The organism is Streptomyces sp. NPDC048643, from assembly GCF_040650615.1.
Taxonomy (GTDB): Bacteria; Actinomycetota; Actinomycetes; order Streptomycetales; family Streptomycetaceae; genus Streptomyces.
In genome coordinates, this window is the sequence record NZ_JBEZHO010000033.1 from 53,168 (window position 1) to 68,222 (window position 15,055).

The 15,055-nt window shown below is 71.7% G+C and carries 16 protein-coding genes; 9 read left to right on the forward strand and 7 right to left on the reverse strand.

Annotated features, from left to right (window positions below; all coding sequences use genetic code 11):
- Positions 1 to 4: 4 nt before the first annotated feature.
- A complete protein-coding gene (locus tag AB0C62_RS27765; protein ID WP_362977628.1) occupies positions 5 to 2,851 on the reverse strand; it encodes a SpoIIE family protein phosphatase in 2,847 nt (948 codons plus the stop codon).
- Positions 2,852 to 3,076: 225 nt separating this feature from the next.
- On the opposite strand from AB0C62_RS27765, the gene AB0C62_RS27770 reads away from it, so the two are divergent.
- Positions 3,077 to 3,316, forward strand: coding sequence for a hypothetical protein (locus tag AB0C62_RS27770; protein ID WP_362977630.1), 240 nt, complete (start codon positions 3,077 to 3,079; stop codon positions 3,314 to 3,316).
- A gap of 414 nt (positions 3,317 to 3,730) precedes the next feature.
- Complete coding sequence (locus AB0C62_RS27775; protein ID WP_362977632.1) at positions 3,731 to 4,912, forward strand: AI-2E family transporter; 1,182 nt, start codon at positions 3,731 to 3,733, stop codon at positions 4,910 to 4,912.
- Between the two features lie 44 nt (positions 4,913 to 4,956).
- Here the strand turns inward: AB0C62_RS27775 and AB0C62_RS27780 are convergent, their stop codons facing one another.
- A complete protein-coding gene (locus AB0C62_RS27780; protein ID WP_362977634.1) occupies positions 4,957 to 5,910 on the reverse strand; it encodes an NUDIX domain-containing protein in 954 nt (317 codons plus the stop codon).
- Positions 5,911 to 6,389: 479 nt separating this feature from the next.
- On the opposite strand from AB0C62_RS27780, the gene AB0C62_RS27785 reads away from it, so the two are divergent.
- Complete coding sequence (locus tag AB0C62_RS27785; RefSeq protein WP_362977717.1) at positions 6,390 to 6,641, forward strand: hypothetical protein; 252 nt, start codon at positions 6,390 to 6,392, stop codon at positions 6,639 to 6,641.
- A 157-nt stretch (positions 6,642 to 6,798) separates the two neighbouring features.
- Positions 6,799 to 7,329, forward strand: coding sequence for a DUF5994 family protein (locus AB0C62_RS27790; RefSeq protein ID WP_362977636.1), 531 nt, complete (start codon positions 6,799 to 6,801; stop codon positions 7,327 to 7,329).
- An 87-nt stretch (positions 7,330 to 7,416) separates the two neighbouring features.
- On the opposite strand, the gene AB0C62_RS27795 is transcribed toward AB0C62_RS27790, so the two are convergent.
- Both AB0C62_RS27795 and AB0C62_RS27800 read right to left on the reverse strand, forming a co-directional pair.
- Positions 7,417 to 7,815 carry a DUF5994 family protein gene (locus AB0C62_RS27795; protein ID WP_362977638.1) on the reverse strand — a complete coding sequence of 133 codons (399 nt, stop codon included), beginning with the start codon at positions 7,813 to 7,815 and terminating at the stop codon, positions 7,417 to 7,419.
- 42 nt (positions 7,816 to 7,857) lie between these two features.
- Positions 7,858 to 8,859 carry an acyl-CoA desaturase gene (locus tag AB0C62_RS27800; protein WP_362977640.1) on the reverse strand — a complete coding sequence of 334 codons (1,002 nt, stop codon included), beginning with the start codon at positions 8,857 to 8,859 and terminating at the stop codon, positions 7,858 to 7,860.
- Positions 8,860 to 9,156: 297 nt separating this feature from the next.
- On the opposite strand from AB0C62_RS27800, the gene AB0C62_RS27805 reads away from it, so the two are divergent.
- The gene (locus tag AB0C62_RS27805) at positions 9,157 to 9,831 is read left to right on the forward strand and encodes a DUF5994 family protein (RefSeq protein WP_362977642.1); all 675 of its coding nucleotides are present in this window, start codon (positions 9,157 to 9,159) and stop codon (positions 9,829 to 9,831) included.
- 169 nt (positions 9,832 to 10,000) lie between these two features.
- Here AB0C62_RS27805 and AB0C62_RS27810 read toward each other — a convergent pair whose 3' ends face one another.
- On the reverse strand, positions 10,001 to 10,447 hold the full coding sequence (locus AB0C62_RS27810; RefSeq protein ID WP_362977644.1) for an SRPBCC family protein: 447 nt from the start codon (positions 10,445 to 10,447) through the stop codon (positions 10,001 to 10,003).
- A 178-nt stretch (positions 10,448 to 10,625) separates the two neighbouring features.
- Complete coding sequence (locus AB0C62_RS27815) at positions 10,626 to 11,201, reverse strand: hypothetical protein (RefSeq protein WP_362977646.1); 576 nt, start codon at positions 11,199 to 11,201, stop codon at positions 10,626 to 10,628.
- Positions 11,202 to 11,344: 143 nt separating this feature from the next.
- Here AB0C62_RS27815 and AB0C62_RS27820 point away from each other — a divergent pair, with 143 nt between their 5' ends.
- Positions 11,345 to 11,854 carry a molybdenum cofactor biosysynthesis protein gene (locus tag AB0C62_RS27820; protein ID WP_362977648.1) on the forward strand — a complete coding sequence of 170 codons (510 nt, stop codon included), beginning with the start codon at positions 11,345 to 11,347 and terminating at the stop codon, positions 11,852 to 11,854.
- 152 nt (positions 11,855 to 12,006) lie between these two features.
- Here the strand turns inward: AB0C62_RS27820 and AB0C62_RS27825 are convergent, their stop codons facing one another.
- On the reverse strand, positions 12,007 to 13,161 hold the full coding sequence (locus AB0C62_RS27825; protein ID WP_362977650.1) for a DUF3103 family protein: 1,155 nt from the start codon (positions 13,159 to 13,161) through the stop codon (positions 12,007 to 12,009).
- A 272-nt stretch (positions 13,162 to 13,433) separates the two neighbouring features.
- On the opposite strand from AB0C62_RS27825, the gene AB0C62_RS27830 reads away from it, so the two are divergent.
- The 3 genes from AB0C62_RS27830 to AB0C62_RS27840 are packed head-to-tail and all read left to right on the forward strand — an operon-like array spanning position 13,434 to position 14,910.
- Positions 13,434 to 13,796, forward strand: a complete 363-nt coding sequence (locus AB0C62_RS27830; protein ID WP_164375382.1) for a metalloregulator ArsR/SmtB family transcription factor — start codon at positions 13,434 to 13,436, stop codon at positions 13,794 to 13,796.
- Positions 13,793 to 14,359 (forward strand): SRPBCC family protein, encoded by a 567-nt coding sequence (locus AB0C62_RS27835; RefSeq protein ID WP_362977652.1) that lies wholly within the window; start codon positions 13,793 to 13,795, stop codon positions 14,357 to 14,359. The genes AB0C62_RS27830 and AB0C62_RS27835 overlap by 4 nt, the downstream gene beginning before the upstream one ends.
- A complete protein-coding gene (locus AB0C62_RS27840; protein ID WP_362977654.1) occupies positions 14,356 to 14,910 on the forward strand; it encodes a TIGR03086 family metal-binding protein in 555 nt (184 codons plus the stop codon). Before AB0C62_RS27835 ends, AB0C62_RS27840 begins: the two co-directional genes overlap by 4 nt.
- The last annotated feature ends 145 nt before the right edge of the window (positions 14,911 to 15,055 follow it).

A 15,055-nucleotide genomic window follows, 5' to 3' on the forward strand; every position in this document is an offset into this window, starting at 1 on the left:
TGCGTCAGGACGCGGGGTCGGCACCCCCGCCGGACATGTCCCCGCCCCCGGGCCCCTCTCCCTCCGGAAGCGGCTGCTCCGTCCAGATGGCCTTGCCCTCCGTGGTGTAGCGGCTGCCCCAGCGTTCGCAGAGGGCGTTGATGAGCTGGAGGCCCCGGCCGCCCTCGTCGGTCTCGGAGGCGCGGCGGATGCGGGGCATGGTCAGGCTCGCGTCGGACACCTCGCAGACGAGGGTCCCGCTGCACAGCAGCCGGAGGCCGATGGGACCTCTGGCGTGCCGGATGACGTTGCCGACGAGTTCGCTGGCCAGCAGCTCCGTGGTCATGACCAGGTCGTCCAGGTCCCACCGCGCGAGCTGCTCCCGGACATGCCGGCGGGCCTCACCCGCGGCCTCCGGCCCTTCGGGCAGCGCCCAGGAGGCCATCTGGCGGTCGGCCACGCCGTGCACCCGCGCGATGAGCAGCGCGGCGTCGTCCGCCGTGGGCTGCCCGCCCGGCAGCAGCCCCACGGTGACGGCGTCGCACACGTCCTCCAGGTCGGTGCTCAGGGCGGCCCGGGGGAGCAACTCGGCGAGCTGGGCCATGCCCTGGTCGATCTCACGGTGCCGTGACTCCACGAGCCCGTCCGTGTAGAGCACCAGAAGACTGTCCGCCGACAGCTTGAGTTCCGTCGTCTCGAACGGCGGGAACGCCGCGCCCAGCGGGGGGTTGGAGGCCACGTCGGGGAAGTGGGCGCTCCCGTCGGGCAGGACGACGAGCGGTGGTGGATGTCCCGCCCGCACCACGGTGCACGAGCCGTCGGTGGAGTCGTACAACGCGTACAGGCAGGTGGCGTAGGAATGTTCACCGAGGCCGCCGACGATGTCGTTCAGGTGGCCCATGATCTCGTCGGGCGGCAGCTCCAGGGCGGCCAGTGTGTGCAGCGCGGTCCGCACGCGGCCCATCGTCGCCGCCTCGGGCAGCCCGTGCCCCATCACGTCGCCGATGACGAGGGCGACCTGCCCCGCCGACAGCGGGATGAGGTCGTACCAGTCGCCGCCCACGTCGGCGGTCTGCCCGGCCGGCAGATACCGGGCCGCCGCGGTCACCTCCGGCAGGACGGGCAACCTCGGCGGCAGCAGCGCCCGTTGGAGTTCCTGCGAGCGGGTGAGTTCGGCGTCGTACAGCCGTGCCCGCTCCAGGGCGTGCGCCACGAGGGCGCTGATGGTGATCAGCAGCGTGCGCTCCTCGGAGCTGAGACGCCGCGGAGTGTCGAAGGCGATCACGCACACGCCGAAGGTGTGGCCGGAAGCCGTCAACGGGAGGAAGGCCCAGGCCTCCTTGGTGGTCGGGGGCCGGCTGACGCCCTCGGGGAACGCGGACGCCCATTCGTCGCGGGACGAGTAGAAGAGGGGCTCACCCGTCAGGACCGCCCGCCCGACCGGATGGTCGGCGGACAGCTCCATGCCCTGCGTTCCGTGCATCTGCCGGAGGAACGCGTCCGGGTAGGCGACCGACCCGATGTGCACCAGCCTGTCGCCCTCGCGGACCAGCACCAGCAGGCCCCCGGCGTCGAACGGCGGCAGCACCCGCTGCGCGATCGCGCTCACCACGTCGTGGGAGGTGGTGGCCGCGGCGAGCTGACTGGTCAGTTCCACCGTACGACTCGCCCGTTCCGCCGCGCTCCGGATGGCCTCCACCTGCTCGGTCTCACGGCGCCGCGAGTCGGTGACGTCGGTGAGGTACAGGGTGACACCGCCCGGGACCGGAACAAGCCGCAGGTGGTAGCAGAGACCGGTGTCGGCCATCGTGACGTCGAAGCCGAGAGCGACGGACTCCTCGGCCCCCCGCCTGCACCGCGCCGCCACGTCCGGCATCGTGCGCAGAGCGGGCAACCCCCACAGGTCACGTCCGACGAGCTGCTCGCCGGGAACACCGAGAACGCGTTCGGCCTCCAGGTTGGCGAACGTGATGCGCCAGTCGTCGTCCACGGACAGGAACGCGTCGCTCATGTACTGCAGGGCGCGGCTCAGCGCGTGGCGGGTGGACCGCGAGGCGTCACTGGCCCAGCCCTTGCCGACGATGCGGATGACCTGCCCCTGGTCGTCGAGGACGACGTGACCGGACGCGCGCGTCCACGAGTAGGTCCCGTCGCCGCCCCGGACCCGGTACTCCGCCTCGAACGGAGTGTGCGTCCGGATGGTGCGGTCGGCCGCCGCGAGCGTGCTGGGGAGGTCGTCGGCGTGCACCGCCTTCATCCAGCTCTCCACGCGGGGCACGAAGTCCGCCGGATCGGTGTGGTAGACGCTCATGGCCGCCGCGTCCCACAGCAGCTCGCCGGTGCGCACGTCCCACTCCCACGAGCCGACGGGAGTGAAGTCGAGATCGGTCCCGAGCCGAGCCGGGGCCGGCATCCCCTTGAGTCGGCCCATGGTCCAGTCCGCCACAGCGGCGAGGAACGCCCACTGCTCGGGCGTCGGCTCCCGGTTGTCGCCACTGAGACACGTGATCGCACCGATGGCCCGCAGCCCGTCGACCAGCGGTACGGAGAACCAGCCGGACCGCGACAGCAGCGGAGCCGCCGGCTCCACGAGGTCGGCGGGGACTGCGGCCCGCCATACGGGTTCGCAGGTCCGCACGGCACACGCGGTGGCGGTGGGTCCGTTCTGGTCGACGATCTCCCAGGCCCGCGTCAGCGACGCCGGCAGCCCGGCGGAGGAGACGAGACGCAGGGCCGACATCGGGCCCCGCAGATAGACGGCCCCGCCGACGCTCCCCAGTTCCGCCATGGAGTGCTGGAGGGCGAGCCGGAAGACCTCGCTTTCCGTCATGCCGTCGTCAGCGGTGTCGAGTACGTCCAGCCGCCTGATCACAGACCCAATATAGGGGGGAATGCCGGTAATGACATCGTCTGCCAGTCGGACCGCATCCTGACAGGGGAAAGCCACGCGGCGAGGGCGGCTCGGGCAGCGGATCGCTGGAACCCGGGTGAGGAACGCTCGGCGGCGCGCCAAGGGACGGCGCAATCCGCGCGTGTCGCCATGATGATCGCTTTTGGTGGTGCAACGCAGAACCACCGACATCGAAGGGACACACCCATGCGCATCCGCACCGCTCTCGCCCTCCCCGCCGTCGCCGTCGTCGCGCTGGTCGGCCTGGCCGGAACCGCCGCCGCCGACGGTGACGCCGGAAACGGCAACGGCGACGGGACCACCGCCACCCAGACCATCACGGACAACACCCTCAGCGGCCTGGGCCTCCCCGGACACGTCTTCAGCGTCGGCAACACCGGCCTGGAGCAGAACCCGGTCACCATCACCTTCGCGAACATCGACTAGTCCGTTCGGCCGACGGCATCGCCCGCCGCGGCCGACAGTCGCTTCCAGCGGGGCCCGGCTCCCGAGCCGCCACGTCCGGCACACCGGGACGGAAGGGCCGACGCCCCGGTGACCACCTTCCCGGGGCGGCACCGGACCCCGGCTCCCGCCCGTCACCGGAGTGCCGTCACCGTACGACTCCCGGGTTGCGGGCCCCGGTACGCGCCCCCACGCTGACCTGGACGCCCACGGGAGTACCGATCACGACCCGGTCGCGGCATCCCCGCGCCACCTGGGTCGCCCGGCGATTCCCGTACGCGAGCACGGGGGCGTCGGTCCCGACGACGCGAGGGCGGTGGCACACGGGTGAACGCCGGACCGCGTCGTTCGCACCGGCAGCGGGACGCGCCCGGCACGGGGCGCGGCGGACGCCGGATGCGCTCCGTCGTGCTCGGGAACCGTTCCGCGCGCGGGTCCCGTTCCGTGGCGCGGGCCCGCACGGCCGTCGCGACCGCGGGCTCCGGCGGCGCAGGCCGCGACGGCGCGGCCGTGGGCCACGGACTCCGGGTGGCCGCCGCGTACGCCTGGCGGTTGGTGGTCGTCGGCGTGGTCGCCTACGCGGTCTTCTCCCTCCTGGGCCGACTGCAACTCGTCGCCGTGGCGCTCTTCCTCGCGCTGGTCATCACGGCTGTCCTGCGCCCCCTCGCCGACCTGCTGGCCCGTCACATGCCCCGGACGCCGGCCGTGGTGATCAGCATCGGGGGCAGCGTGCTGCTCGTCCTCGGGCTGTTGGCACTGGTCGGCGGGCTCGTGGCGGGCGAGTCGGGCCGCCTGGGGCACGAGTTCGCCGGGGGACTGGGGCGCATCGAGCGGTGGCTGGAGGGATCCCCCTTCCACGTCAGCCACGCGGTGCTGTCGAACCTCCAGGACAAGGTCGCCCATCTCGTCTCCGAGAACCGGTCGGTGCTGATCAGCAGCGCCCTGAGCGGCGTCGGGCGTGCGGTGGAGGTCGTCACCGGGCTGGTGCTCGCCCTGTTCTGCTCACTGTTCTTCATCCGCTCAGGGGACAGGTTCTGGCGCTGGTTCAAGGACCTGATCCCGCAGAGCGCACGCGACCCCTGGGACCGGGCGGGACGCGCGGCCTGGCGGTCCTTCGCCGGGTACACGCGCGGCATCATCATCGTGGCCGCCACCAACGCCGTGCTCGTCGGGATCGCCCTGTACGCGCTGGGGGTCCCCCTCGCGCTGCCGCTCACCCTGCTGGAGTTCTTCGCGGCGTTCATCCCGCTGGTGGGCTCGCCCGTCGCGCTCGGCGTGGCCACCGTCGTCGCCCTGGCCACCAGGGGGCCGGTCGTCGCGATCGTGGTGCTCTGCCTGATCGTCGTCATCGGCCAGTTGGAGGGCCACGTACTGCATCCGCTCGTCCTGAGCTGGGCGGTCCGCCTGCACCCCGTGGTCGTCGCGGTCTCCGTCATCGGCGGAAGCATCCTCGCCGGCGTCATCGGCGCCGTCGTGGCCGTGCCGATGGTGTCGGTCGCGTGGTCAGTGATCGGCGAACTCCGCACACCGCCCGAGCCGACGGGCCGCTCACCGGACAGCCCGCCCGCGCCACCCTGACCCCCGCGCCGTCGCGGGGGCCGCCTCCGACATGACCTGGCGCCTCACTCCGCCCAGCCGAGCGACGTGTAGACGCTCCCGGCGGCGATGGCGGTGAGTGCCGTACGGGTGTAGCCGACCAGGTCGTCCGGGAGCGCGTCCAGGGGCCACCACCGCCATGCCGTGCACCGGTCGGGTTCGAGGACCCGGGGTTCGCCGCTCCAGCGGGCCGCGGCGAAGAACAACTGCACACGGGGAAAGGGACTTCCGGGGTTGCACAGGTCCACGGTGTGGACGAGGGAGAGCGCGTCCGGCTCGACGGCGATCCCGGTCTCCTCCGCGGTCTCCCGCACCATGCAGGCGAGCGCGGACTCACCGGGCTCCCGATGCCCGGCCGGCACATGCCACGTCGAGGGGGCGTACGCGCTGTCCGGGTGCCGTCTGCCGAGCAGCACCGCACCGTCCCGTACGAGGACGAGGTGGGCGCCCACGATGCTGCGGGCGCGGACCTCGCCACCCTCCCGGACACACACGGTCCGCGGCACTCCGTCGGCGTCCAGGCGGGGACGCGGGTCCCTCCGGTGCTCGCGGAGAACCGCCGTCGTGCCGGGATCCATGGCCATGTGCGCCGTCTCGGTGATGCTGGTCCAGCGCAGTTGGATGCCTTCGTGGAGGGGAATCTCGTGGGCCGGCCGGTTCAGCGTGCCCACGTGGACGAGGCAGCGGTCGGTCAGTGTGCCGTCGACGTCGAAGGTGTCGACGACGAGGAAGGGTGCGAGATCCGGAACGGTGAGGCCGGTCTCTTCGAGGAGCTCGCGGGCGATGCCCTGGGCGGGCGACTCGCCGGGCTCCGTACCCCCGCCCAGCAGACCCCATTGGCCGGGCCGCCAGATGGGCTTGTTCGCGTCCCGCAGATGCAGCAGGTACCGCCCTGAGTCGTCGACGAGAAGAGCCGAGGTGCCGTGGTGCCCGGTGGCGGGTCGGGAGTGCGGGGACGGCATGGCGTCCAGGCTGGTCATGCGCGTGTCCTTTCGGTCGGCCGCGGTGGTGGCGAGGTTGCTGAGGCGGAGGTGGAAGCAGAGGTCAACTGCACGCCCCCTCAGGTGATTTCGTGTGGTGAGGGCTGCTTTCACCGGACTCAACGACACGTGCCGCGATATCGAACGCACGTGTTTCGGCCGCATCGGAATCCGTGGGGGACGGGGAGGCGGGACCGGACGTGCCGCGATATCGGGGCCGGTCCGCACCCGTTCATGTCCGAATCGCCGTTGACGATGCGGGAGTGACAGATGAGACGCAGCGCACGGCCGACGCGACGCCGGGGGCTGGACGTCGAGGTCGGGTGGCCGGTGCAGAAGCCGCACGGGATCACAGAGGCCGCACGGGATCGCAGAAGGGATCCCGGATGACAGAAGTCACGCGGGAGTACAGTTGAAGATCCGGCCGCTGATCCCCGCCCCGCACCACGGGGCGCCGCGTGCCGAACTTCGAGGTCGCCATGCAGCCAACGGAAGTCGCGTCGGACGGACACGCGGAGGTACGCATCACAGCCGCCTCCCCGAAGGTCGCCCGCCGCGTGGCGGAAGTGCTCCGGCACTGCTTCGCAGCCACCGAACAGCGCAGCTACCCCGCGAGCGTCGAAGGCGGTACCCGACTTCACCTCACGGTGGACACCGACCGAGCGGCGGAACCGGCACGTTCCTGGCTGGAGTCCAGCCGCTCCTCTGCCGGGCGCTCCGACCGGAGATGAGCGGGCCCCGGCGAAGGGTCCGTTCTGCCCTTCCCGGGAGTAGCGTTGACGCATCGGGAGCATTCCGCGCACCGGCCCCGATGCCGGTGTCGTTCCTGGTGAGTCACGACACCGGGCGTCCGCGTACGAGTGGCGGTCCGGGGACGGGTCCCGCACGATGACCACGACCACAGACCAGCCCTCGCCGCGTGCCGTGCCCTTCAGATCCCCGACCACACGTCTCGCCCTGAAGCCCGTGAGCCCGAGTCCGTCGGCCGGTCCCACCGGTCTGGACGGGGCATGGTGGCCCCGAACGCGTGATCTGGCCCGCGAACTCACCGCCTTGGCCGATGTGCTCGACCCCCTCTGGGGGCGCATCACGCGGATCGCCGTCAACCCCCTCCAGTGGCCGATCATCCCGCGCAGGATCGTGGTGAACGGCCACGTGGTGAAGGTCGATTGGTTCACCTCGCCGTTCGAGCAGCACAAGATCCTGCTGCTGTCCTACACGGCGGGCCGCTGGGACCTCCTGGTGATCCCCCCGGAGACCGACGCCGCCGCGGCGGACCGGCTGATGACCGCCGCGACGGCGGTCGCCGTGCCGGCGCCGACCGCCTCCGACCTCATGGCGGTGGACCAGGAAGGCCGCCCTTCCCCGTCGTACGGATACGACGGGGAACGGCACGCGCGACCGGTGGCGGGGAGGTGACGGTCGCCGCCACCGGCCGGCCGGGCAGGGCGGGTCCGTCGTGGGTCGGCCTCCCGGCTGTTCGTGGGACGTGCCGCCGACGGCCGGTCAGCGGAAGAGGCCCGCAGCGGCCGACATGAGAGGTTCGGCGGCGTCCTCGGTCGCGCCCGGAGGGACGACCAGCAGGTCCCAGCGCCCCTCTCCGGGCGCGACGAGGACGATGGTGTGGGGGTCGGACGTCGTCGCGGTCGTGGTGAGCCGTACGACCTGGTTGACGACGAGGATGCGGCCGGGCAGCGCGGACCACGCGGCGCTGTTGACCGTGACACTGCTGATGTGGCCCCATGCGCTCGGCAACCCGGCGAGCAGCTGGGGGAGTTCGGTGAGCAGGTCGTCGGAGTGCGGCCACCATGCCCCGTCGATGGCTCGGGGCAGCCCGCCGTGCGGCGCCAGGCGCAGGCGGAGGAACGGGCGCTCGGGAAGCGGGGGTTGCACTGCGGTGGTCATGGTGGCTCCAGCCAACGGACCTGCACGGAAAGGCGGTTGAGTTCACAGGCGGCGAGCGGTGACGCGCTCCGCTGTCGGCCAGTGCACCTCGGACACCCAGCCGAGCCGTTCGAGAAGGCGGATGGTGGCGGCCGACGGGTCGATCTGGCCGCGGTCCACGCCGTGACGGGCGCTCGTCGGATCGGCGTGGTGCATGTTGTGCCAGCTCTCACCGAACGACAGCAGGGCCAGGGGCCACAGGTTGGTGGCCCGGTCGTGGCGCCTGGTCCGGAACGGACGGTCACCGATCAGATGGCACAGCGAGTTGACGCTCCACGTGACGTGATGCAGCAGCGCGATCCGGACAAGTCCCGCCCACAGCAGGGCGGTCACGCCGTACACCCAGCTGCCGCCGATCGCCCACCCCAGACCGAAGGGCAGGGCGAGCGTGAGGAAGCACAGGGCAGGGAAGGCCCGGGAGACGGCGCGCATGTCGCGGTCGGCGAGAAGGTCCGGGGCGAACCGCTCGGCCGGTGTCGCTTCGCTGCGGAACAGCCAGCCGACGTGTGCGTGGAACAGTCCGCGCAACTGGCCGCGCAGATGGGTGCCGTAGCGGTACGGGGAGTGCGGGTCTCCCGGGCGGTCGGTGAACGCGTGATGCCGGCGGTGGGTCGCGACCCAGCCGATGACGTCGCCCTGGAAGCTCATCGACCCGGCGACCGCGAGCGCGACGCGCACCGGACGGACGGCTCGGTAGCCGCCGTGGGTGAGGCCGCGGTGGAAGCCGACGGTGACGCCGAGGCCGGTGACGATGTAGAGGACGCCCGCGAGAACGACGTCGGCGGGATGGATGAGCCGTCCCCACAACAGCCATCCGGCCAGGCCGAGGGCGACGAACGGCAGGACCACGATCACCGCGGTCACCGTCACGTAGAGCCGCTCGCCGCCGCCGCGCGGGGTGCGCGAGTCACCGATCGGGAAGGGAGACGTCCCGTCGTAGACCGCAGGTGGTGGTGCGTTGTCGGACGGGACACCCCTTGGAGTAGGGGTGGACGTGAGTGCCATGGGGAACTCCTCGGCCTCGGTGCGGCTGGCGCGGCCGGGGTCAGGGGCTGCCCCTGTGACGGGATGGGTGAGAGCTGGACAGGGCGGGACAGCGACAAGTGAGTCCTCGCTCCCTCACCGTACTCCCGAACGCTCGGCATCGGGGCGTGGCCCGTCGCACGACCGGGGCGGGTGACGTGCGCGGAGTACTGTGGACGGTACCGAGGGCACTTCGTGCACCGGCTTCCATGCCGGGTCGTTCTCGGCGAGACACGAAACCCGGGCCGCCGACAAGCGGCTCGGAGACAGGCCCGCATCATGTCGGCGACCTTGTCCACCCTGCCCTCCGTCGAGTCCGTCGAGTCCGTCGAGTCCGTCGAGTCCGTCGAACCCGTCGCAACTCCGGCCGCGCGGCTCGCTCTCAAGACCGAAGGCGGCGCCCGCGGACTCCTGGACGGCGCCTGGTGGCCCCGTTCACGGGATCTGCTGATCGAACTGCCCGAGCTGACCGAGGTACTTGACTCGCGGTGGGGCCGCATCACCCGTGTCGCGGTCAACCCGCAGTACTGGCCGGTCATCCCGCGCAAGGTTCCCGTGAACGGCCATGTCGTCAAGGTCGGTTGGTTCACGCCGGAGATCGACGCCCACAAGCTGCTCCTGCTCTCCTACGGCACCGGCCGCTGGGATCTCCTGATCATCCCGCCCGAGACCGACGCGGAGTCGGCGGCCTGGCTGATGGCAGCCGCGTCCGACCATGACGGTCCGCCGTTGACCGCCAGCGCGCTCGTCGAGGCGTGCGGGGACCGGCAGGGTGTGACCACGACCGAGGGGATGCCGAGCCCGGCCGAAGCGTGGGAGGACGAGGGCGGAGCGTCGGCGAAGGCGCCGGCCGTTCCCGCGCAGACCGGCCCGGATCACGTCGACCGCGCACCCACCGGCGCCGAACCGGTCTGCGCGGACGGTCGTCACGGCCGCCTGATCGTCGGACTGTGAGGCGAGACCCGTACCCCTGCTCCCGGCCGACCGGTCACAACTGACCGGTGCGGCCAAGGTCCTGACCGACCCGTACCTGCGGCGTCCTCAGCAGGTCCTGACCGACCCGTACCCCTGCGGCGTCCTCAGCCGATGCCGACGGGACCGGCCGAGGACGGCGGACGGCGGGTCAGGACGCCTCGACCGCGGCCTTGATGCGCTGGCCGAACGCCGGCGCGTCCTTGCGGGCCGCGCCGAGGGCGAAGCCGACCAGCAGCTTGCCGATGCCGTGGCCGTTGAGCACGTTGAAGATCCGCACGCGGGTCGTGCCGTCGCCGGTGGACTCGAGGTCGTAGCCGCCCTCGTCCGCCGTCACGGAGTTCTTCGAGATCTCCGTCCAGCGGATCAGGTGGGGCGCCTCGAACTCGGTGATCCGGAACCTGCGGGCCGACTTCATGCCGGCGTCCTTCACCGTGCTGGTGAAGATCGTGCCCACGGCCGTCGGGCCCTCGGGCGTCTTCGTGATCTCCTGCACCCTGGGGCTGAACTTGGGGTCGTTCGTGCCGGCGGCGAGAAAGGCGAACACCTCCTCGACGGGACGGTTGACCTCGGTTGTCGCCTCGAACTGACCGGACACGATTCCTCCTGTGCTGCGATCACGAACGCCGCTGAGCACGCGGACCGGCCGCGCACTTCCAGACTATGGGCCATGCGCGCCCCCGTCGCGTCAACAAGGACCCATTCGCAACGCGACCGTCACGTGGGCCGGTCCCCAGGCCGGTCGCAGTCCCAGGCCGATCGCAGTCCCCGGCCCGTCAGCGGTCCAGCGACTCGGTCAGGCGCACGGTGTAGCCGTCCTCCTCCATCAGGACGACGGTGACACCGAAGGGATTGGGATGGTCCATGTCCATCGGTGTGAAGGCGTAGTCCACGGCGGCCCGGACGGGCGCAACCAGGTCGCCGCCCTCCTGGGGTGCCGGGGTCGCCTGCCACGCGATGCTCACCGTCGCCGCCTCGCCCTCCGCCCCCGGGGCGGACCCCACCTCGTCGTAGGGGAACCGGTGCAGCACATGGCCCGCGGGGGTGGCGTGGACCATGTTCAGGCAGGGGACAGGGCCGGCGGAGGGCAGCCGGCAGACGGTGGCGACGTCGTGGGACTCCCACGCGAGGACGACCTCGTCCGCCCCGGCCGCCGCGGCGATGTTCGAGAGCGCGGCGATCCCGGTGAGCGCGTCCGCTCCGGGTTCGACCGGGCGGAGCCAGATCAGCCCGACCAGTTCGCCGCGGACCAGCGGCATGATGACCGGCTTCGGCACCGCGCCCTCGCCCACTCCTGTCGCGTAGGTGCCTTTCATCGAGCCGACCAGCGTGTCCCACGTTCGGCTGTCCACAAAGGCCCCCCTTCTCCTCGCTGCTGTCCTCGATCACCGCCGACCCTGCCACGCCGGGCGTCACCGTGTCAGCGCGATGTCCGGCTTGTGCCTCCTTGGGGCCGGACCCGGCCACCTGCGGGCGGTCGCTTAGGCTCGATCAGGTGCAGCATGTGGAAATCCTTCAGTTGTTGGTGTCCGCCGTGCACCGTTTCGAGGGGCGACCCCGTGACGGGGCGCCCGCACTGCCGGACGAGGACCTGGTGACGACCGCCCAGGTACGCGCGGACCTGGGCATCGTCGGCGACCGGTACTTCAACCGTCCGGCCCACCGCAACGCCTCGATCACGCTCATGGCGGCCGAACGCTTCCCCGAGGGCCTCGACGCCACGGCGGACCTGCGATCGACGCGGCGGAACGTCCTGCTGAGGGGCCTCGACATCGAGTCGTACGTCGGCGCCACCGTGTCGCTGGACTGTGGCACCGGGCCCGTCGTCCTGGCCGTACGCGGCGAGGCACGGCCCTGCGCGTGGATGGACACGATGTTCGGCCCGGGTGCCCAGCGGGCACTGCGCGGCCGCGCCGGGGTCCGCTGCCGCCCGCTGTCCGACGGGACCCTCACCGTGGGACCCGCCGTGTTCGCCGTCGTGGAGCCCGCGCCGGACAAGGGCTGAGCGAGGACGACGTAAGCGAACGGGGCGACGTACGCGCTGGGAGCGGCGGTACGTGAACGGGACGAGGTACGCACTGACCGGGGCGTACGCGAGCGGGCCGACGGTCGTGACCGCCGGCCCGCTCGCGCCTCGCGTACCGGCGCGCTGTCGGGTCAGAGTTCCTGGACGAAGTACGGCTCCACGGTCATCCAGCCGTTCCCGCGGGCTCCGTAGCGGGTGCCGGTGTCGCTGCGGGCGAGGGTGTACCAGGAGTCGACGTAGTCGGGGTCGTCCGTCCACCAGTCGTCCGGGATCGCGTCCAGCACGGCGTTCACGAGCGGGATGTAGGTGCCCTGGTCCGTGATGGTGAGCAGGGCGGTAGCGATGGCCTTCGCGAGGTCGCGGTAGTTGGTGCTGCCGTCCTCCTCCATCATCACGGCGTCGGCCAGGTCGTACTTGTAGTTCGCCCAGTTGACGAGGACCTGGTTCGGCCGGTAGACGGTCCCGTCGTTGTCGAGGTACGGCATGTCGACGGGGTCGACCCGCACCGCGCCGTCCTGTCCGAAGCCCGTGACGAGGGTGTAGATCTCCGCGTCGCCCTTCGCCCAGGGCTCTTCGTCGTCCGAGAGCTCCACGGCCGTGATCCGGCTGGTCCAGAAGCCCCCTCCGGCCGTCCGTGCCCCTGCCGAGCGGCCGACCTGCGGCTGCGCGTGCGGGGCCGTGGAGCGGAGGCCGTACCGGTTGAGCCGGTCGCTGAGGACGTCGAGGCCGGCGGCCAGCGCCGCCGAGCCGTCGATGTCGACGACGTACACGGGGCGGGCAGGTGGGTCGTGGGCGTCGAGCGTGTGTGCCCGGCCGTGGCGGTCGTAGGCGACGAGCGTTCGCGTGTCGTCGTCGGAGGTGGCCGCGGCGACCCAGGGTGCCGTCCCGGAGCTGAGCGCCGTGCGCATGCCGTCGGCGCCCAGGCGCAGCCTGAGCAGTGAACCGGCTTTCGCGTCCAGCCCCTTGGCGGCGGCGATCCGCTGGTCGGCGGCCGCGAGCGTGGCCTTGAGCGGGCCGGCCGCCCGGGCCGCGAGGGCGGTGACGGGCACGTCGGCGGACGTGAGCGCGGCGCGCTGTACGCGGGCGCGCCAGGTGGAGTCGGTCAGGGAGCGGGCGATCGCGCGGGCCGCCCGGTCCTGTGCGGTGCTCACGGTGGTGGCGGTAGCGGTCACGGGGTCCGCCGCGGTCGCCCGGGCGGCGACGGCGGTCTGACCGGCGGACAGGGCGAGCAGCGTTCCGGCGAGGGCGGCGACGGCGCCGCGCGTACGGGGTCGACGGGGTCTCACTGGGGCGATCCTCCTGGGCGTGGGGGAAGGACGGTCGCTTGCAGCGGAGCGGGTACGGCTGACGGAGCGGCGAGGACCCGGGTCTATGCGGGTAGATCGCCGCCGACAAGCATGGCGTGTACATGTCTGCTCGGCAAGGGTGCGGCGTCCGCTGTCGCGCGCCGCAGGGCTCCTCGGCGGGGCGCCCGCGCGTATTCAACCGATCGGTTGACAATGAGGTGTCGGCGGTCGTACGGTTATTCAACCGAGGGGTTGAATATGGGAGGTGGGAAGTGGTCGACGACCGGCTGTCCCGGGTGTTCTCCGCGCTGGCCGACCCGACCCGACGCGACATCGTCGCGAGGCTGGCCGGCGGCGACGCCACGGTGAACGAACTGGCCGAGCCCTACGACGTGACCGTCCAGGCCGTCTCGAAGCACATCAAGGTCCTGGAGGACGCCGGCCTCGTCAGTCGCACCAGGGACGCCCAGCGGCGGCCCTGCCACCTCGAAGGTGAGGTGTTCGACCTGATGACGAAGTGGATCGAGCGATACCGCCGCGAGGCGGAGGACCGTTTCCGCCGACTCGACGCCGTACTCGAGCAGATGGAGGAACGGCCCGCGCAGGACAACACGCCCAAGGAGGAAGCATCATGAGCACCACAGAGGTCAACCGCCGGCTCGAGACGCAGATCGAGGCCGACCCGGCGCTGCCGACCATCGTCATCACCCGTGAGTTCGACGCCTCGCCGGACCGGGTGTTCAGGGCCTACACCGACCCCGACCTCGTCGTCCAGTGGCTCGGCCCGCGCCGGCTGGAGATGCGGATCGACGAGTACGACGCCCGCAGCGGCGGCGCCTACCGGTACGTGCATCGCGAGGACGACGGCACCGAGTACGGCTTCCGCGGCGTGTTCCACGAAGTGCGCCCCGACGAACGCATCGTCCAGACCTTCGCCTACGACGGTTTCCCCGACAGCGTCAGCCTGGAGAAGGCCGTCTTCGAGGACCTCGGCGGCCGCACCCGCGTGACCACGACATCGGTCATGGAGTCCGTCGAGGCCCGCGACGCGATCATCAAGAGCGGTATGCAGGACGGCGTCCGGCAGGGTTACGAGCGGCTCGACGAACTGCTCGCGGGCCGGGGGAGCGGCGAGGCCGACGACACCACCGACTCCGACGGGGAGCTTCGGACCGACGGAAAGGGACTGAAGCCATGACGAGCGCAGCCGACGAACACCACACCGTCGCGGGGGCTTTCACGGAACGCGTGCGCGGGGTCAGCCCGGAGGCGTGGAACAACCCGGCGCCCTGCGAGGACTGGGTTGCCCGGGACGTGGTGCGCCACCTCGTCGAGTGGTTCCCGGCCTTCCTGAAGTCCGGCGCCGGCGTCGAACTCCCCCAGGGGCCCTCGGTGGACGACGATCCCGTCGCGGCCTGGACGGTCCACAGCGACGGGGTGCAGGCGCTCCTCGACGATCCGGCCACCGCGGGCAAGGTCCTGTCGAACCCGCACATCGGCGAGGTCCCTCTCGACCAGGCGGTCGACCGCTTCTACACCGCCGACGTCTTCATGCACACCTGGGACCTGGCGCGGGCCAGCGGCCAGGAGGAGACCCTCGACCCCGGCAGGTGCGCGCGGCTGCTCGACGGGATGCTGCCGCTCGACGACGTGCTCCGTAAGAGCGGTCAGTACGGGCCGCGGGTCGAGGTCCCCGACAGCGCCGACGTGCAGACGCGCCTGCTCGCCTTCATCGGCCGTAACCCCTGAGCGACAGGACGGGGTCCGCGGGGCGACCGGCCCGGCGCTCGGGACCGACTCCCCGTCTCCGTCCCTCCGTCGTGAACGTGCCGTACGGGCCGTGGCGTGATGCCACGGCCCGTACGGTGCCTACGCCGTTGTGCGGCCGGTGGGG